Annotated in this window: 21 protein-coding genes; 12 read left to right on the top strand and 9 right to left on the bottom strand. The window is 61.8% G+C overall.

Annotated features, from left to right (window positions below; genetic code table 11):
• Positions 1–31: 31 nt before the first annotated feature.
• Together ABE459_RS04505 and ABE459_RS04500 are read right to left on the bottom strand one after the other, a co-directional pair.
• Positions 32–457 (bottom strand): type II toxin-antitoxin system HicB family antitoxin, encoded by a 426-nt coding sequence (locus ABE459_RS04505; RefSeq protein WP_323831807.1) that lies wholly within the window; start codon positions 455–457, stop codon positions 32–34.
• Between the two features lie 20 nt (positions 458–477).
• On the bottom strand, positions 478–660 hold the full coding sequence (locus ABE459_RS04500) for a type II toxin-antitoxin system HicA family toxin (protein WP_323831809.1): 183 nt from the start codon (positions 658–660) through the stop codon (positions 478–480).
• A 232-nt stretch (positions 661–892) separates the two neighbouring features.
• Between ABE459_RS04500 and ABE459_RS04495 the strand changes: the two genes are divergently transcribed.
• On the top strand, positions 893–2,008 hold the full coding sequence (locus ABE459_RS04495) for a succinylglutamate desuccinylase/aspartoacylase family protein (RefSeq protein ID WP_323831811.1): 1,116 nt from the start codon (positions 893–895) through the stop codon (positions 2,006–2,008).
• Positions 2,009–2,039: 31 nt separating this feature from the next.
• On the opposite strand, the gene ABE459_RS04490 is transcribed toward ABE459_RS04495, so the two are convergent.
• Together ABE459_RS04490 and dcd are read right to left on the bottom strand one after the other, a co-directional pair.
• Positions 2,040–2,270, bottom strand: coding sequence for a hypothetical protein (locus ABE459_RS04490; RefSeq protein ID WP_110995504.1), 231 nt, complete (start codon positions 2,268–2,270; stop codon positions 2,040–2,042).
• A 98-nt stretch (positions 2,271–2,368) separates the two neighbouring features.
• Positions 2,369–2,935, bottom strand: coding sequence for a dCTP deaminase (gene dcd / locus ABE459_RS04485; RefSeq protein ID WP_003258001.1), 567 nt, complete (start codon positions 2,933–2,935; stop codon positions 2,369–2,371).
• Between the two features lie 340 nt (positions 2,936–3,275).
• On the opposite strand from dcd, the gene ABE459_RS04480 reads away from it, so the two are divergent.
• Positions 3,276–3,485, top strand: coding sequence for a cold-shock protein (locus ABE459_RS04480; RefSeq protein WP_016488765.1), 210 nt, complete (start codon positions 3,276–3,278; stop codon positions 3,483–3,485).
• A gap of 228 nt (positions 3,486–3,713) precedes the next feature.
• Here the strand turns inward: ABE459_RS04480 and apbC are convergent, their stop codons facing one another.
• Positions 3,714–4,808: an iron-sulfur cluster carrier protein ApbC gene (gene apbC, locus ABE459_RS04475; RefSeq protein ID WP_125462864.1), complete on the bottom strand. Its 1,095-nt coding sequence runs from the start codon at positions 4,806–4,808 to the stop codon at positions 3,714–3,716.
• Positions 4,809–4,966: 158 nt separating this feature from the next.
• On the opposite strand from apbC, the gene metG reads away from it, so the two are divergent.
• The 7 genes from metG (at position 4,967) to ABE459_RS04440 (ending at position 10,678) form a co-directional block, all read left to right on the top strand.
• A complete protein-coding gene (metG, locus tag ABE459_RS04470; RefSeq protein WP_125857635.1) occupies positions 4,967–7,006 on the top strand; it encodes a methionine--tRNA ligase in 2,040 nt (679 codons plus the stop codon).
• 87 nt (positions 7,007–7,093) lie between these two features.
• A complete protein-coding gene (locus ABE459_RS04465) occupies positions 7,094–7,642 on the top strand; it encodes an Rnf-Nqr domain containing protein (protein ID WP_323831829.1) in 549 nt (182 codons plus the stop codon).
• Positions 7,643–7,654: 12 nt separating this feature from the next.
• Positions 7,655–8,626 carry an RnfABCDGE type electron transport complex subunit D gene (locus ABE459_RS04460; protein ID WP_323831831.1) on the top strand — a complete coding sequence of 324 codons (972 nt, stop codon included), beginning with the start codon at positions 7,655–7,657 and terminating at the stop codon, positions 8,624–8,626.
• Entirely contained in the window at positions 8,623–9,237 is a 615-nt protein-coding gene (locus tag ABE459_RS04455) for an RnfABCDGE type electron transport complex subunit G (protein ID WP_323831833.1), read from the top strand. Before ABE459_RS04460 ends, ABE459_RS04455 begins: the two co-directional genes overlap by 4 nt.
• A complete protein-coding gene (locus ABE459_RS04450; protein WP_323831835.1) occupies positions 9,230–9,754 on the top strand; it encodes an Rnf-Nqr domain containing protein in 525 nt (174 codons plus the stop codon). Before ABE459_RS04455 ends, ABE459_RS04450 begins: the two co-directional genes overlap by 8 nt.
• Before the next feature lie 4 nt (positions 9,755–9,758).
• A complete protein-coding gene (gene nth / locus ABE459_RS04445) occupies positions 9,759–10,397 on the top strand; it encodes an endonuclease III (RefSeq protein ID WP_125462858.1) in 639 nt (212 codons plus the stop codon).
• Positions 10,398–10,501: 104 nt separating this feature from the next.
• Entirely contained in the window at positions 10,502–10,678 is a 177-nt protein-coding gene (locus ABE459_RS04440) for a hypothetical protein (RefSeq protein WP_189654522.1), read from the top strand.
• Positions 10,679–10,718: 40 nt separating this feature from the next.
• Here ABE459_RS04440 and ABE459_RS04435 read toward each other — a convergent pair whose 3' ends face one another.
• Entirely contained in the window at positions 10,719–11,345 is a 627-nt protein-coding gene (locus tag ABE459_RS04435; protein ID WP_125462857.1) for a response regulator transcription factor, read from the bottom strand.
• 374 nt (positions 11,346–11,719) lie between these two features.
• Between ABE459_RS04435 and ABE459_RS04430 the strand changes: the two genes are divergently transcribed.
• Entirely contained in the window at positions 11,720–12,259 is a 540-nt protein-coding gene (locus ABE459_RS04430; RefSeq protein WP_223277181.1) for a hypothetical protein, read from the top strand.
• A 47-nt stretch (positions 12,260–12,306) separates the two neighbouring features.
• On the opposite strand, the gene ABE459_RS04425 is transcribed toward ABE459_RS04430, so the two are convergent.
• Positions 12,307–13,524: an argininosuccinate synthase gene (locus ABE459_RS04425; RefSeq protein WP_125462856.1), complete on the bottom strand. Its 1,218-nt coding sequence runs from the start codon at positions 13,522–13,524 to the stop codon at positions 12,307–12,309.
• Between the two features lie 128 nt (positions 13,525–13,652).
• Complete coding sequence (locus ABE459_RS04420) at positions 13,653–14,624, bottom strand: OmpA family protein (RefSeq protein WP_323831838.1); 972 nt, start codon at positions 14,622–14,624, stop codon at positions 13,653–13,655.
• A 130-nt stretch (positions 14,625–14,754) separates the two neighbouring features.
• Between ABE459_RS04420 and pyrC the strand changes: the two genes are divergently transcribed.
• The gene (gene pyrC, locus ABE459_RS04415) at positions 14,755–15,801 is read left to right on the top strand and encodes a dihydroorotase (protein ID WP_125462854.1); all 1,047 of its coding nucleotides are present in this window, start codon (positions 14,755–14,757) and stop codon (positions 15,799–15,801) included.
• Entirely contained in the window at positions 15,798–16,472 is a 675-nt protein-coding gene (rnt, locus tag ABE459_RS04410; RefSeq protein WP_125857627.1) for a ribonuclease T, read from the top strand. Before pyrC ends, rnt begins: the two co-directional genes overlap by 4 nt.
• A gap of 135 nt (positions 16,473–16,607) precedes the next feature.
• Here rnt and ABE459_RS04405 read toward each other — a convergent pair whose 3' ends face one another.
• Positions 16,608–17,210 carry a peroxiredoxin C gene (locus tag ABE459_RS04405; RefSeq protein WP_023629028.1) on the bottom strand — a complete coding sequence of 201 codons (603 nt, stop codon included), beginning with the start codon at positions 17,208–17,210 and terminating at the stop codon, positions 16,608–16,610.
• Positions 17,211–17,332: the final 122 nt, after the last annotated feature.

Below are 17,332 nucleotides of genomic sequence, written 5' to 3'. Positions count from 1 at the left end.
CTGAACAGGCGGCTTTTTCATTGGTGCGCGGTCAAGCAGCGACCACTGCCAATTCGATACGCTGGCCCAACACATGCAATGCGTGTTCTACCTGCTCGATCTTCGAGCGATGCAACAGGTTGACCAGACGATCCACTTGCGGGCGATTGACGCCAAGTCGCCGAGCCAGTTCGGTCTTGGTCACTTTCTGCGCAATCATGGTGTTCCACAGCGCGGCCTTGGCGGCGGTCAACGCAGGCAACCTGACCACCGCCTGATCGCATCCGTGCGGCGAAGGCAGTGGAATCGCGTCACGCCGATCCACGTATAACGAAAGCGCCGACTCCAAGGCATCAACAGCATCGAACAACGCCTCATCCACCGTGCCGCCCGCACTGGCCATTTCTGGAATATCCGGACAGCTGATCCAGAAGCTGCCTGCTTCACTATGCACGATCACCGGATAATCAAAATTCATGTCGTTGCCTCGTTTCAGGGTCAATCGCCTAGCCCAAGGTCTTTGAGGATCTTTTTCCTGAGCCCTTCGCCAATTTCCTTGGAGCCATGGTCGGGGAAGATCGTCTGTCGTTTGCCGAGGTAAACCTTGAAATGGCTGCCTTTGGCAGGAACGAACGTGGCGCCTTGAGCACGCAGCCACCGACGGAATTCGCTGTATTTCATGCAAGTCCCGCAAGAGCAAGGTGCTACAGAATGGTCAGTTGCGCAACATTTTTGATGCGCAACCAAGGTAAGCCTCCAGTAAACACGCAATGCACCTTCACCATTTCCGAGTCACGGGCCGGCTGCACCAGCAAGCGTTGTGTGAAACCGGGCAATGATGCACCGTGCGCCAAGTTATGCTTCTATCCATCATCCCGGCCCCTGGTCGCAGCCCGCCCTCTTCAGGACCCCCATGCACCATTCGACCCACGACCTGCTGTCCCCCGCGCCCGGCATCGCCCGCCAGTTGCACAGTTTCCACTTCGGCCCGCGCGGCGGCGGCAAGGTGTACATCCAGGCCTCGCTGCATGCCGACGAACTGCCGGGCATGCTGGTGGCCTGGCACCTCAAGCAACGCCTGTTGGAGCTGGAACAGCACGGCCGACTACGGCGCGAGATCATCCTGGTACCGGTGGCCAACCCGGTGGGCCTGGAGCAGGTGCTGCTGGACGCCCCGTTGGGGCGCTTCGAGCTGCAGAGCGGTGAGAACTTCAACCGCAACTTCGTCGACTTGTCGGACAGCATCGGCGACCAGATCGAAGGCCATCTGAATGACGACCCTGCGCACAATCTGGCGCTGATCCGCGAGTACCTGCGTCGCGGCCTGGACGCGCACCCGGCCCATACCCCATTGCAATCCCAGCGCCTGGCCCTTCAGCGCCTGGCCTGCGATGCCGACATGGTGCTCGACCTGCACTGCGACTTCGAAGCCGTCGAGCATCTGTACACCACCCCGGAAGCCTGGCCTCAGGTCGAACCGCTGGCGCGTTACCTGGGCGCGCAGGCCAGTTTGCTGGCCACCGATTCGGGCGGGCAGTCGTTCGACGAGTGCTTCAGCCTGGTGTGGTGGCAATTGCAACAGCGCTTCGGCAAGCGCTTCCCGATCCCCATGGGCAGCTTCTCGGTGACCATCGAGCTGCGCGGCCAGGCGGATGTCAGCCATGCCCTGGCGACCCAGGACTGCCAGGCGATTGTGGATTTCCTCATCCACAGCGGTGTGATCGACGGCCAGCCCGCACCGCTGCCGGCCCTGCGCCAGCCAGCGACGCCGCTGGCAGCGGTGGAGCCCGTCACTGCGCCGCTGGGCGGCCTGCTGGTATTCCACGCCAAGCCCGGACAGTACCTGGAAGCGGGGCAACTCATCGCCGAGGTCATCGACCCGCTCAGCGACCGCGTCACCCCGCTGCGCAATACCCAGGCAGGGCTGCTGTATGCGCGCAGTGTGCGGCGCATGGCCACCGCCGGCATGGTGATCGCCCATGTCGCTGGCGAGCAGGTATGCCGCAGCGGCTACCTGCTGGGCAACTGATCCGCTAGAACCAAACGACGCGGCGGACGGGTCAGGCCACGGGGGCTGGCGGCGGTTCGTCGGGCAGGGTCGGTTCGCCCGGCTCCATCGGCGGATGCTCGCCGGGCTCTGGCGGTTGCGGGGTATCAGGGTCAGGCTGATGCGGTACGCCACCGGCCTGCAGGTGCATTGGCGGATGCGCCAGCAGCGTCCAGGCCAGCAATCCGACCTGATTCGGCTGCAGGACCGCCAGCTTGGCGCTGATTGCGGGGTCGAGTTTCATGGAGCGGCTCCTGACGAGAGCCGGCACGCGTCGTGCGCGCCGGGACTGCTATCTCGTTGGAGTGCCGGACGGGCAAACAATTCCCGCGTTTGGTCGGCTCAGGTGCGCGGCAGGGTGACGCCGCGCTGGCCCTGGTACTTGCCGCCACGGTCCTTGTACGAGACTTCGCATTCTTCGTCGGACTGCAGGAACAGCATCTGCGCCACGCCTTCGTTGGCGTAGATCTTCGCCGGCAGCGTGGTGGTGTTGGAGAACTCCAGCGTGACATGGCCTTCCCACTCAGGCTCGAGCGGGGTGACGTTGACGATGATGCCGCAACGGGCATAGGTGCTCTTGCCCAGGCAGATGGTCAGCACGTCGCGCGGGATGCGGAAGTACTCGACGGTGCGGGCCAGGGCGAAGGAGTTCGGCGGGATGATGCAGACGTCGCTCTTGATGTCGACGAAGCTGCCGGCGTCGAAGTTCTTCGGGTCGACAGTGGCCGAGTTGATGTTGGTGAACACCTTGAATTCGTCGGCGCAGCGCACGTCGTAGCCGTAGCTCGAAACACCGAAGGAAATGACCCGGCTGTCCTGCTCGCCGCGCACCTGGCGCTCGACGAACGGTTCGATCATGCCGTGTTCCTGCGCCATGCGGCGAATCCACTTGTCCGATTTGATGCTCATGGCGGGTGTGTCCTGAGAGTGCAAGGTGAAAAAAATCGTGATGCGCATCTTACCGGTCCCGGCGCCCGCGGCAAAGTCGCATCCCACAGTCTCACTGCAATGCCCGCCGGACGGGGCCTGCAGCCGCCGCCGATCTGAATTACGACAAACCTCTCACCAGTTATTGGCAGGTCAGGGAAAGTGGGTTATGGTGTCGCCACTGTGCTGCACGCGACACCGAAGATCTGTTTGATGCACGATTTACGATCGGCCCATCTCCATGACACCTTCTGCTCCTTTGCACTCAGTCTCGGTCGGGGCTTTCCTGGCCGCCATCAACTTTGTCCAAGGAGACAGAAAAATGTCCAATCGCCAATCCGGTACCGTCAAGTGGTTCAACGATGAGAAGGGCTACGGCTTCATCACCCCTCAGTCGGGCGACGACCTGTTCGTGCACTTCAAAGCCATCCAAGCTGACGGCTTCAAAACCCTGAAAGAAGGCCAGGCTGTTACTTTCGTCGCTACCCGCGGCCAGAAAGGCATGCAGGCTGAAGAAGTTCAGATCGCCTAAGTCGATCTCGCTTCCTAGCTTTCAGAAAAAACCCGCCATTGGCGGGTTTTTTTGTGCCTGCTCGAAAATCTCGCGGAACAGACAGCCCTGTCGCTCAGAGCACTCCGTGGGAGCGGGCTTGACCCGCGATGGGGGGCACCGGCTGCGCCGGTATCGCGGGGCAAGCCCGCTCCCACGAAGTCGCTGTAAATCGCCTGGTCAGCGTTTTTCCATTCGAAGCAGCCTGCATCAGTCTTCGCTGATGGTGATGCTCGGCATTGCCGGTGCGGCGGCTTCCTGCAATACGATCCGTGCCCCCACCTGACGCGCCAGTTCCTGATAGACCATGGCGATCTGGCTTTCCGGCTCGGCAATCGCGGTTGGCTTGCCGCTGTCGGCCTGCTCGCGAATCAGCATCGACAGCGGCAGCGAAGCCAGCAGTTCGACACCATATTGGGCCGCCAGCTTCTCACCACCGCCTTCACCGAACAGGTGCTCGGCATGGCCGCAGTTGGAGCAGATGTGCACGGCCATGTTCTCCACCACGCCCAGCACCGGGATGTTGACCTTGCGGAACATCTCCACGCCCTTTTTCGCATCCAGCAGGGCCAGATCCTGTGGCGTGGTGACGATCACCGAGCCGGCCACCGGCACTTTCTGCGCCAGGGTCAACTGGATGTCGCCAGTGCCCGGCGGCATGTCGATCACCAGGTAGTCGAGGTCATCCCAGGCGGTCTGGGTCACCAGTTGCAATAACGCACCGGAAACCATTGGCCCGCGCCACACCATGGGTGTGTTGTCATCAGTGAGGAAAGCCATGGACATCACTTCAACACCATGCGCCTTGATCGGCACGAACCATTTCTGTTCGCGCACCTGCGGGCGAGTGCCTTCGGCGATACCGAACATCACGCCCTGGCTAGGGCCGTAGATGTCTGCGTCGAGAATGCCGACTCGCGCACCCTCCCGCGCCAGTGCCAGGGCCAGGTTGGCCGCGGTGGTCGACTTGCCGACCCCGCCCTTGCCCGAGGCAACGGCCACGATGTTCTTCACATTGGCCATGGCCGGCACCTGGGCCTGGGCCTTGTGGGTGGCGATCACGCAATCGATGGTCACGCGCGCCGAAGAAACGCCATCGAGGTTCTCGATCGCGGTCTGCAGCACCTGGGCCCAACCACCCTTGAACAGGCCGGCGGCATAACCCAGCTGCAACTGCACGCTGACCTGCGCGCCCTGGATGTCGATGGCGCGCACGCAGCCGGCGCTGACCGGATCCTGGTTCAGGTAGGGGTCGGTGTACTGGCGAAGCACGCCTTCGACGGCGGCACGGGTAACGGCACTCATGGAGGCTCCCATTGGCAAACTGAATACGAAACAGGCGCCTATGCTAACCCGTCAATCGTCAGCAGATGCGTTCGCAAGGTGAAATATCTTCGCCAGCCCTTTATAGTGGCCGATCACCCTCATTTTTACCCCGTAGCCAGATAAGTAGCCGAGCCACCATGTCCGAGCCACGTCAGATTCTCGTCACCAGCGCCCTGCCCTATGCCAATGGTTCCATTCACCTTGGCCATATGCTCGAGTACATCCAGACAGACATGTGGGTTCGCTTCCAGAAGCTGCGCGGCAACCAGTGCATCTATGTCTGTGCCGACGACGCCCACGGCTCGGCGATCATGCTGCGCGCGGAGAAGGAAGGCATCACCCCGGAGCAACTGATCGCCAACGTCCAGGCCGAGCACAGCGGCGACTTCGCCGACTTCCTGGTCGATTTCGACAACTTCCACTCCACCCACAGCGAAGAGAACCGCGAGCTGTCGGGCATGATCTACAGCCGCCTGCGTGACGCCGGGCACATCGCCACCCGTTCGGTCACCCAGTATTTCGACCCGGAAAAGGGCATGTTCCTCGCCGACCGCTTCATCAAGGGCACCTGCCCCAAGTGCGCGGCCGAGGACCAGTACGGCGACAACTGTGAAAAGTGCGGTGCCACCTATGCCCCGACCGAACTGAAGAACCCCAAGTCGGCGATTTCCGGCGCCACCCCGGTGCTGCGCGACTCGCAGCACTTCTTCTTCAAGCTGCCCGACTTCCAGGCCATGCTGCAGCAGTGGACCCGCAGCGGCACGTTGCAGGACGCCGTGGCCAACAAATTGGCCGAATGGCTGGACTCCGGCCTGCAGGAATGGGACATCTCCCGCGATGCACCGTACTTCGGCTTCGAAATCCCGGGCGAGCCTGGCAAGTACTTCTACGTCTGGCTGGATGCGCCGATCGGCTACATGGCCAGCTTCAAGAACCTGTGCGCGCGCCGCCCGGAGCTGGACTTCGACGCGTTCTGGAGCGAAGGCTCCAAGGCCGAGCTGTACCACTTCATCGGCAAGGACATCGTCAACTTCCACGCCCTGTTCTGGCCAGCCATGCTTGAAGGTTCGGGCTTCCGCAAGCCGACCGCGGTCAACGTGCACGGTTATCTGACCGTCAACGGCGCCAAGATGTCCAAGTCGCGCGGCACCTTCATCAAGGCGCGCACCTACCTCGACCACCTGCAGCCGGAATACCTGCGCTACTACTATGCCGCCAAGCTGGGCCGCGGCGTCGACGACCTCGACCTGAACCTCGAGGACTTCGTGCAGAAGGTCAACTCCGACCTGGTCGGCAAGGTGGTCAACATCGCCAGCCGTTGCGCCGGCTTCATCCACAAAGGCAATGACGGCGTGATGGTTGCCGGCGATGCCGCCCCCGAGCTGACCGAGGCCTTCCTGGCCGCCGCTCCGTCGATCGCTGAAGCCTACGAAGGCCGCGACTTCGCCCGTGCCATGCGCGAAATCATGGCCCTGGCCGACCGCGCCAACGCCTGGATCGCCGACAAGGCGCCGTGGTCGCTGGCCAAGCAGGAAGGCAAGCAGGATGAAGTCCAGGCCATCTGCGCCCAGGGCATCAACCTGTTCCGTCAGCTGGTGATCTTCCTCAAGCCGGTTCTGCCGCTGCTGGCCGCCGATGCCGAGGCGTTCCTCAACGTCGCCCCGCTGGCCTGGAACGACCACCTGTCGCGCCTGGAAAACCACAAGCTCAACCCGTTCAAGGCGTTGATGAGTCGCATCGAGCCGGCCAAGGTCGAGGCCATGGTCGCGGCCAGCAAGGAAGACCTGCTGGCCTCGCAAGCCCAGGCCCCAGCCGGCAACGGCGAACTGACCAAGGACCCGCTGTCGGCCGAAATCGAGTTCGACACCTTCGCCGCCGTCGATCTGCGCGTGGCACTGATCGTCAAGGCCGAGTCCGTCGAGGGTGCCGACAAGCTGCTGCGCCTGACCCTGGACATCGGTGACGAGCAGCGCAACGTGTTCTCCGGCATCAAGTCGGCCTACCCCGACCCAAGCAAGCTGGAAGGTCGCCTGACCATGATGGTGGCCAACCTCAAACCACGTAAGATGCGTTTTGGCATCTCCGAGGGCATGGTCATGGCGGCCGGCCCTGGTGGCGAAGAGATCTACCTGCTGAGCCCGGACAGCGGCGCCAAGCCCGGCCAGCGCATCAAGTAACGCCCCTGCCCCGGCCAACTGGCCGGGGCATTTCCATCCAGCGGCCGCTGCCGGATAATCACGGCATCCTCAGGCGGCAGGCATTTCATGAGCGACTACATCCTGGTCCTGGTCAGCGCTGCGCTGGTCAACAACCTGATGTTGCAACCCGACCCGATCGAGCGCGAGCGCTTGCAAGCGCTTGGCCTGTGCAGCGCGCTGTTGATCCTGATCGGCCTGCCCGCCGGGCTGCTGCTCCAGCAGTACCTGCTTGCCCCGCTGCAATTGCAGGCCTTAAGCCTGTTCCTCCTGTTGCCGCTGTTGGCGATGCTCGCCTGGGGCCTGCCGCAACTGCTGCGCCGCATGCGACCTGGCTGGCCTGCGGAGGGCCTGCAAGGGCTGCTGCTGGGCAATGTCGCGGTGCTAGGCTTGCTGTTGCAGCTCGGCAGCGATGGCAGCAGCGTTTGGCAAGCGCTGGCCTGGGGCGTGGCAGGCGGGTTGGGGTTCTGGCTAGCCCTGCTACTGTTCGCCGACCTGCGCGAACGCAGCCGCCATGCGGATGTTCCGGCGGCGCTGCGTGGCTTGCCCATCGAGCTGATCGGCGCTGGCGTGATGGCCATGGCGCTCTCCGGCCTTAGCGGACTATTCACACAATGAGCCTGCAAACCCATGCCACTGCCTGACCCGCGCCTGCGCAACGCCATGGGCCTGGTCCTTCTGGCCTGCGTGCCGGGGTTGCTGGCGCTGTTCTGGCTGCATGGCTGGGGGGTGTTGATCAACCTGCTGCTGTGCGCCAGCGTCGCCCTGGCCACAGAGGCACTGCTGCTGACATGGCGCGGGCAAGCGATACGGCCGGCGCTGGAGGATGGCAGCGCATTGGTCAGCGCGGTGCTGCTGGCGGTGGCATTGCCCAGCCAGGCCCCCTGGTGGCTACCGGTGGCTGCGGCCAGCGTTGCCATAGGCTTGGGCAAACAGGCCTTCGGCGGCGTCGGACGCAACCTGTTCAACCCGGCGATGGTTGGCTATGCCTTCGCCCTGTTGAGTTTCCCACTGCAGATGAATCACTGGCCCGGCCAAGCGCCTGGCCTGCTCGACAGCCTGCACCTGAGCTTTATTGCCAGCGAGCAGATCGACGCCTGGGCCAGCCCAACGGTACTGGATGCCCTGCGGCACAATCGCAGCCTGACCATCGATGAGCTGTTTGCAACGCATCCGGCCTTCGGCACGCTGGGCGGGCGAGGCAGCGAATGGGTGAATCTGGCATTCCTGCTGGGCGGGCTGTTTCTGTTACAGCGCAAGGTGTTCAGCTGGCATGCCCCGGCGGGCTTGCTCGGCGGGCTCCTGCTATTCAGCCTGCTGGCGTGGAACGGGTCGGGCTCCGACTCCAATGGTTCACCTTTGCTGCACCTGTTCTCTGGCTCAACCATGCTGGCAGCGTTCTTCATCAGCACCGAGCCCATCTCCGGCTGTAAACGTCCGCTGGCCCGCCTGTTGTTCGGTATCGGTGCAGGTTGGCTGATCTACCTGCTGCGTACCTGGGGCAGCGTGCCGGACGGGACAGCCTTTGCGATCCTGCTGATGAACCTCTGCGCTCCGGCGCTGGACCGCTGGGCCCAGCGACGTCAACCGGTGTCCACATGAGCAGGCGCGTGCGCAGCCTACTGCTGCTGTCATCGGTAACGGCCCTGGCACTGACCGGCAGCCTTGCCTGGCAACACTGGACCGCCGGCCCCATCCAGGAAGCCCAACGCCGGATGCAAGAGCGTGAGTGGCTGGCTGTGCTGCCAACAGACAGCTACGACAACCAGCCACTGCAGACCCCCTTGGCGCTGGCCGACAAGCAGTTGCAACACAGTCGACTGCTGGCGGGTTATCGCGCCAGCCTGGCCAACACCCCCGTTGCCATCATGCTACGCAGCGAGGTGCCGGGGTATGCCGGGCCGATCGAGCTGGCCATCGCAATCGACAATCATGGCCGCCTGACCGGGCTGCGCGTACTTCGCCAACAGGAAAGCCCAGGGCTGGGCGACCAACTGGTCGACCCCGCACGGCATTGGCTGGACCAGTTTATCGGCAAGGCCCATGACGACCCGCCCGAGCCGGCCTGGGCGCTCAAGCGGGATCGCGGCGTGTTCGACCAACTGGCTGGCGCGACAGTCACCTCGCGCGCAGTGATCGACGCGGTGCAGGATGCGCTGCGCTACTTCGATCAACACCGCACCGCGTTGCTCGGGGAGGCCCAACATGAATAGGTACTGGTTGCTAAGCGTTTGCCTGGCACCCTTGATCGGCACGACCGGGTCAGTCATACAGGCCTCGACGATGCTGGTCTGCATGACCGTATTGATACTGCTGCACCAACTGCTCATGGCGGGGTTACGCAACCATCTGCTACCTGCCATGCACCTGTGGATGTCCATGGTGCTGGCCGCAGCGCTCGCCAGTTGCCTGCAGTTGGGGCTGCAGGCCTGGGCGTTGCCGATGGCCCTTGTGCTTGGCCACTTTCCCGCGCTACTGGCCCTGCAATGCCTGGCCGTCGAACGCCTGTTACCGCAAACCGGCCGCTGGCGTTCACTGCTCATTGGCCTTGCGGGCATGGCAGTGGCTGGCCTGGCTCTGGCCATCAGCCGTCAGGCCCTGGCCGATATCACAGGGCTACACATCACTCATCTGGCGCCCGGCGCACTGATACTGCTCGGCCTACTCCTGGGCTTGTACAATCAGCTACGCCCCGAGCCCACCACTGCACATCGTCAAGGAACGCGTTGACCCCATGAATGCCGCTAAACGCCTGGAGATTTTTCGCAGGCTGCATGAAGACAATCCCGAGCCCAAGACCGAGCTGGCCTATACCACCCCCTTCGAACTGCTGATTGCCGTTATTCTCTCGGCGCAAGCAACCGATGTCGGCGTCAACAAGGCAACTGCACGCCTGTTCCCCGTCGCCAACACACCAGAAGCCATTCATGCGCTGGGGGTGGATGGGCTGAGCGAATACATCAAGACCATCGGGCTGTACAACAGCAAGGCCAAGAACGTCATCGAGACCTGTCGGCTGCTGGTCGAACAGCATGGCGGCGAAGTGCCAGAAACCCGTGAGGCGCTTGAAGCATTGCCCGGGGTTGGCCGCAAAACCGCCAACGTCGTACTCAACACGGCCTTCGGGCAACTGGCGATGGCCGTTGACACCCATATCTTCCGGGTGAGCAACCGCACCGGCATCGCACCAGGCAAGACCGTGCTGGAGGTGGAGAAGAAGCTGCTCAAGTTCGTGCCCAAGGATTACCTGCTCGACGCCCATCACTGGCTGATCCTGCACGGTCGTTACGTTTGCCAGGCGCGCAAGCCTCGCTGCGGTAGCTGCCGTATCGAGGACCTGTGTGAATACAGGCACAAGACATCGGACGATTGAGACAATAGCAAAAACACTGGCAATACGATTGAAAAAATCTTTTTTACCCGCTCGGTGAATCCCGCTATAAGGACGGCCAATGGCCCTTTGGCTTGGAGTGACGCATGAGCACCGATAAAGAAGACCTGGCTATCGACGACGAGTTTCAAATCACAGAAGAAGACGCTGAGCCGCAGCCCGAAGTGGCCAAGACCAACCTCAGCAAGCGCCGGACCATCGACAATATGCTGGAAGAGCGGCGCCTGCAGAAGCAGCTGGCCGATTTCGATTACGACCTGTAACCCAGGCATGAAAAGCCTCCTGATGGAGGCTTTTGATGGTTCAGGCCAGGCCGTGCCGCTGGGCCAGTTCGATGAGATCAACCAATGAGCGCGCATTGAGTTTGAGCAGCAGCCGGGTTTTGTAAGTACTTACGGTCTTGTTGCTGAGAAACATGCCATCGGCAATTTCCTTATTGGTCTTTCCTCGTGCAAGTTGCTGCAGCACCATCATCTCCCTGCCGGAAAGACGATCGACCATTTCAACTTCGCTTCCGCCACCAACGCCTGTGCGCCCCTTGTGCAGTGCCTGATTGGGGAAGTAACTGTACCCTGACAGCACGGCCTTGATTGCACTTAGCAACTCGGTCAGCTCCTGTTGCTTGCAAACGTACCCTGCAGCCCCTGCCTGCATGCAACGCATCGAAAAATGGCCCGGCGCCTGCGAAGTCAACACCAGCACCTTGCTTGCCGGGCTTGCCGAGGTCATTCGGGCAATGACCTCGAGCCCGTCCAGTTTGGGAATTCCAATATCCAGAATGACAATGTCTGGCAGATGCTCCCGCGTTAGCTGCAAGGCATCCACCCCGTTGTCGGTTTCCGCCATCACCTCGTATCCATGCCGTTCCATCAGCATGCGTACCGCCAGGCGAATGACCGGGTGATCATCCACGATCAGCACTTTGTTCATGCGATATCCATTATTGCGTTATTTTAGTTTTATGCCCCAGCACAACCGAGCATAACGATTATTCGTGCGATGGTTTCCTTGGCAGATGCATCGAAGGAAGGTGCCTACTCTTTTTAAGGAATATTCCTACGCGCGGTTATTTAGCAGAACTTTATGCGCTCCTGAATAAATGAAGCCACGTGCAAGTTAGCACTCTGCAAATCGAGCTCCAAGCGTAGAGGCATTACACTTAACGCAGGAAATTTCTACTATTCGGACAAGACATCGGAACGCCGACAAATAAATGGCCAGAGCGCTCCATAGAGGAAATACTCACACTTACTCTGTGTTCAAAATCAGGCTACTGATGAGCAAAGCATGCCCAGGCGCCCATCATGAACAATCCATCATTCAGCCCATTGACGCTTATCGCCGTCTTCGCCGGTGTCATCGAAGCCTCTGCCCTGGCTTCGCTGCCATTCCTGAGCGAGGAAAGCCAGACCATCTACACCTGGTTCCTCGTAGGCTTCCCCTTCTTCCTGACGGTGTTGTTCTTCCTCACTCTCAACTTCAATACCGGGTCGCTATTCGTGCCCGAGTACCATGACCCAACGCCCAACAGCCCAAACCCCGCTCAACCACCAACAGCGCCAAACCAAGCGGTTACGTCGGCAACCACAGAGACCCAGGCACCACCCACCCCGCCCTCGGCGCCTTTCTGCGAAAGCGAAGCTGCCATGGTCATAGCCATCTCCGGCCCAGAGAGCCGCAAGATGCTCGAGCGCCATGTGTTGCGCATGATCGATCGCCCACAAACCACCACTCGCCGCTGGACCCTCTATAACCTCGACACCCGAGCCCGTTTTCATCTATCAGCCGGCCCCATGCACGAGGACACCGAACTGCCGTTCGAACAAGCCGAAGCCCCTGAATGACGGCCAAAAAAAACCCGGCCTGGGCCGGGTTCTTTTCAGCTGGATGCTCAGAGCATCGAACGGCCTTTGTTGGCCGCAATGCGCATGCGCAGTGCATTGAGCTTGATGAAGCCGGCAGCGTCGGCCTGGTTGTAGGCGCCGCCATCTTCTTCGAAGGTGGCGATGTTGGCGTCGAACAGCGAGTCATCCGACTTGCGACCGACAACCACGACATTGCCCTTGTACAGCTTCAGACGAACCACACCATTCACGTTCACCTGCGAGGCGTCGATCATCTTCTGCAGCATCAGACGCTCTGGGCTCCACCAGTAGCCGGTGTAGATCAGGCTGGCATACTTCGGCATCAGCTCATCTTTCAGGTGAGCGACTTCGCGGTCCAGGGTGATCGACTCGATGGCGCGGTGGGCCTTGAGCATGATGGTGCCACCAGGGGTCTCGTAGCAGCCGCGGGACTTCATGCCGACGTAGCGGTTCTCGACGATGTCGAGGCGGCCGATGCCGTTGGCACCGCCAATGCGGTTAAGGTCGGCCAGCACGGTGGCCGGGGTCTTCTCGACGCCGTCGATGGCAACGATGTCACCGTTGCGGTAGGTCAGCTCGATGTAGGTAGCCTGGTCCGGGGCGTTCTCAGGGGAGACGCTCCATTTCCACATGTCTTCTTCGTGCTCGGTCCAGGTATCTTCCAGGACACCGCCTTCGTAGGAGATGTGCAGCAGGTTGGCGTCCATCGAGTACGGCGACTTCTTCTTGCCGTGGCGCTCGATCGGGATGCCGTGCTTCTCGGCATAGTCCATCAGCTTCTCGCGGGACAGCAGGTCCCACTCGCGCCATGGGGCGATGACCTTGACGCCTGGCTTGAGCGCGTAGGCACCCAGCTCGAAACGCACCTGGTCGTTACCCTTGCCGGTAGCACCGTGGGAAATGGCGTCGGCGCCGGTTTCGTTGGCGATTTCGATCAGGCGCTTGGCGATCAGCGGACGAGCGATGGACGTACCCAGCAGGTACTCGCCTTCGTAGACGGTGTTGGCGCGGAACATCGGGAACACGAAGTCACGCACGAATTCTTCGCGCAGGTCATCGATGTAAATTTCTTTAACGCCCATTGCCTGGGCTTTGGCGCGGGCCGGCTCGACCTCTTCGCCCTGACCCAGGTCAGCGGTGAAGGTCACCACTTCGCAGTTGTAAGTGTCCTGCAGCCACTTGAGAATCACCGAAGTATCAAGGCCGCCGGAATACGCCAGTACGACCTTTTTTACGTCCGCCATGCCATCACTCCACGGGGTTGTACGGAAAGCCTTCGATTCTAACGGCCTTGCCGCAAAAATTACAGTGGGGCGACAGCTTGTGACGACAAAGCGACAGGAACTGTCGACAGCGCGACCAGTGGTCGCACTCAGCCCTGCTTCGCGGGTGCCTGCTGACCCGGTACGGCTGCCGGCGCGGTGGTGGCCGCTGGCACAGGCGCTGCAGCGGGAACGGCCGGCGCTGCAGCCGGAACCGGCTTCTCGACCGGGGTCACCCGATCGAGCTGGATGTTGACACGACGGTTGCGCGCACGGTTGGCGGCGCTGTTGTTCTTGGCCAGGGGGTAACGCTCGCCGTGGAAGCGCACGGTGATCTGTTCTTCGGCAACGCCATGGGCTTTGAAGTACTCGGCCACTGCCAGAGCACGACGGCGCGATGCGTCACGGTTGGTCAGGCGGTTGCCGCTGTTGTCGGAATGACCGTCGAGTTCGATGTGATTGACCGTCGGGTCGGCCTTCATGTAGTCCAGAATCAGGTCCAGGCGTGCACGCGCCGAGCTGTCCAGCTCAAAGCCAGTGCCGGGGAAGCCGACCTGGGTCTGGCGAATCTGATCATAATTCATCGGCAGCAGCGTGCTCGCGCAGCGCTGATAGTCACTGTAGGCCTTGGCGAAACTGACCGGCAGCACCCGCACTTCCATGGCTCGCCCGCCTTCACCTGCATAATTGCGCACCACCGTGCTGCGCCCATCGAGCAAGCCATTGATCAAGCGGCTGGCCTGGCCTTGCGAGGACGTGAACAGCACACCCGTGCGGCCCATGCGCACAGCCCCCAGATTGATGTCGCCACGGCCTGGCTGCCACGGTGCAGCTGCCGCCAACAATGTGGCGGATCCGGCACCGAGCACGTTGCTGGAGGAGCGCAGCTGGAACGTCGGCAGCTCGCCGGCACGGCGCACGAACTCACCACTACCGAAACCATCGATCGCTTGAACCAGACGGCATTCGAACTGGTCACCCTCGACTTTCCAGGCGACATGCTCCACGCGGGTCTGGAAGGTGAGTGCCCCCGCCGGCAGGCTGGCGACAAGGGTGAACAGGGCTAGGTAACGCTGGCGCACGGGCGGCTCCACAGATTCTGACGGCTTACATCAACGCTATCGGACGCTGGTTGGAAAACTTGATAGCCGTGCTCGCCCAAGGGTTTTCCGGTAGCATTGGCTTCTGAGTTCGACCCGCCTGGAATCCCCAATGTCCGATCGCCTGACCCTCCTGCGCCCCGACGACTGGCACATCCATCTGCGCGATGGTGCCGTCTTGCCACATACCGTTGGCGACGTGGCGCGCACCTTCGCCCGTGCCATCATCATGCCCAACCTCGTGCCCCCGGTGCGCAACGCCGCCGAAGCTGGCGCCTACCGTGAGCGCATCCTCGCCGCGCGTCCGGCCGGCAGCCGCTTCGAGCCGCTGATGGTGCTCTACCTCACCGACCGCACCAGCGCCGAAGATGTCCGCGCGGCCAAGGCCAGCGGTATCGTGTACGCCGCCAAACTGTACCCGGCCGGCGCTACCACCAACTCCGATTCCGGCGTGACCAGCATCGACAACATCTTCCCGGCGATCGAGGCCCTGGCCGAGACCGGCCTGCCACTGCTGGTGCATGGCGAAGTGACGCGTAGCGAGATCGACGTGTTCGATCGTGAGAAGCGCTTCATCGACGAGCACATGCGCCGCCTGGTCGAGCGTTTCCCCACGCTGAAAGTGGTCTTCGAACACATCACCACCAGCGACGCCGCGCAGTTCGTCACCGAGGCTGCGGCCAACGTCGGCGCGACCATTACCGCCCAGCACCTGCTGTACAACCGCAACCACATGCTGGTCGGCGGTATCCGCCCGCACTTCTATTGCCTGCCGATCCTCAAGCGCAACACCCACCAGGTGGCGCTGCTGGACGCGGCCACCAGCGGCAACCCGAAGTTCTTCCTCGGTACCGACTCCGCCCCCCATGCCCAGCACGCCAAGGAAGCCGCCTGCGGCTGCGCTGGCTGCTACACCGCCTACGCCGCCATCGAGATGTATGCCGAGGCATTCGAGCAGCGTAACGCGCTGGACAAGCTCGAAGGCTTTGCCAGCAAGCATGGCCCGGATTTCTACGGCCTGGCGCGCAACACCGACACCATCACCCTGGTGCGCGAAGAGTGGACGGCACCCGCCAGTCTGCCGTTCGGCGACAACACCGTGATCCCGCTGCGTGCCGGTGAGAAACTGCGCTGGCGCCTGCTGGAGGACAACGCGTGAGCGAAGACCTCTACGACGACGATCAGGACAATCAGGTCAGCAGCGGTTCGCGCCATCCGATGGCCGAACGTTTCCGTGGTTATCTGCCGGTGGTGGTGGATGTCGAGACAGGTGGCTTCAACAGCGCCACCGACGCCCTGCTGGAAATCGCCGCAGTGACCATCGGCATGGACGAAAAGGGCTTCCTGTTCCCCGAGCACACCTACTTCTTCCGGGTCGAACCCTTCGAAGGTGCCAACATCGAACAGGCCGCGCTGGAGTTCACCGGGATCAAGCTGGACCACCCACTGCGCATGGCGGTGAGCGAGGAAAGTGCGCTCACCGACATCTTCCGTGGCGTGCGCAAGGCACTCAAGGCCAACGGCTGCAAGCGGGCAATCCTGGTCGGGCATAACAGCAGCTTCGACCTGGGCTTCCTCAATGCCGCAGTGGCGCGCAACGACCTCAAGCGCAACCCCTTCCACCCGTTCTCCAGCTTCGACACCGCAACACTGGCCGGCCTGGCATACGGCCAGACCGTGCTGGCACGGGCCTGCCAGAGCGCCGACATCGACTTCGATGGTCGCGAGGCGCACTCGGCACGCTACGACACCGAGAAAACTGCCGAGCTGTTCTGCGGCATCGTCAACCGCTGGAAAGAAATGGGCGGCTGGCGCGATTTCAACGACTAAGCTGCAAGCCTCAAGCTTCAAGCGACAAGAAAGAGCAGCCTATATGCGCCAGGCTTTTCACTTGTGGCTTGCAGCTTGAAACTTGAGACAAAAAAAACCGGCCACCAGGGCCGGTTTTTTTATGCGCTTGGCAAATTACAGCTTGCCAGCGTTCTCGCTCAGGTAAGCGGCAACGCCTTCCGGCGAAGCGTTCATGCCCTTGTCGCCTTTTTTCCAGTTGGCCGGGCAGACTTCGCCGTGCTCTTCGTGGAATTGCAGGGCGTCAACCAGGCGCAGCAGCTCGTCCATGTTGCGGCCCAGTGGCAGGTCGTTGACGATCTGCGAACGGACAACACCGTTGGTGTCGATCAGGAAGGCGCCACGGAAGGCCACGCCGCCTTCGGACTCGACGTCGTAGGCCTTGCAGATTTCGTGGGTCATGTCGGCTGCCAGGGTGTATTTGACCTGGCCGATGCCGCCGTTGTTGACCGGGGTGTTACGCCAGGCGTTGTGGGTGAAGTGCGAGTCGATCGAAACGCCGATCACTTCCACGTTGCGAGCCTGGAAGTCAGGGATGCGATTGTCCAGGGCGATCAGCTCGGACGGGCAGACGAAGGTGAAGTCCAGCGGGTAGAAGAACACCAGGCCGTACTTGCCTTTGATGGCCGAGGCCAGGTTGAAGCTGTCGACGATTTCGCCGTTGCCCAGCACGGCAGGGACGGTGAAGTCAGGGGCTTGTTTACCAACGAGTACGCTCATTCGATTTCTCCTGATGAGGGGTGAAGAACCTTGCCCGGGCGGAATGAGTTCCCCCGGATCTGGCAAAGGCCGACCATCATACACGGCTTATGGTGACAGGCCGAATCTCTACCATCGGTCGC

It is taken from the genome of Pseudomonas sp. TWI923, from assembly GCF_039673365.1.
GTDB lineage: Bacteria > Pseudomonadota > Gammaproteobacteria > Pseudomonadales > Pseudomonadaceae > Aquipseudomonas > Aquipseudomonas sichuanensis.
This window is presented reverse-complemented; position numbering and strand designations above follow the sequence as displayed.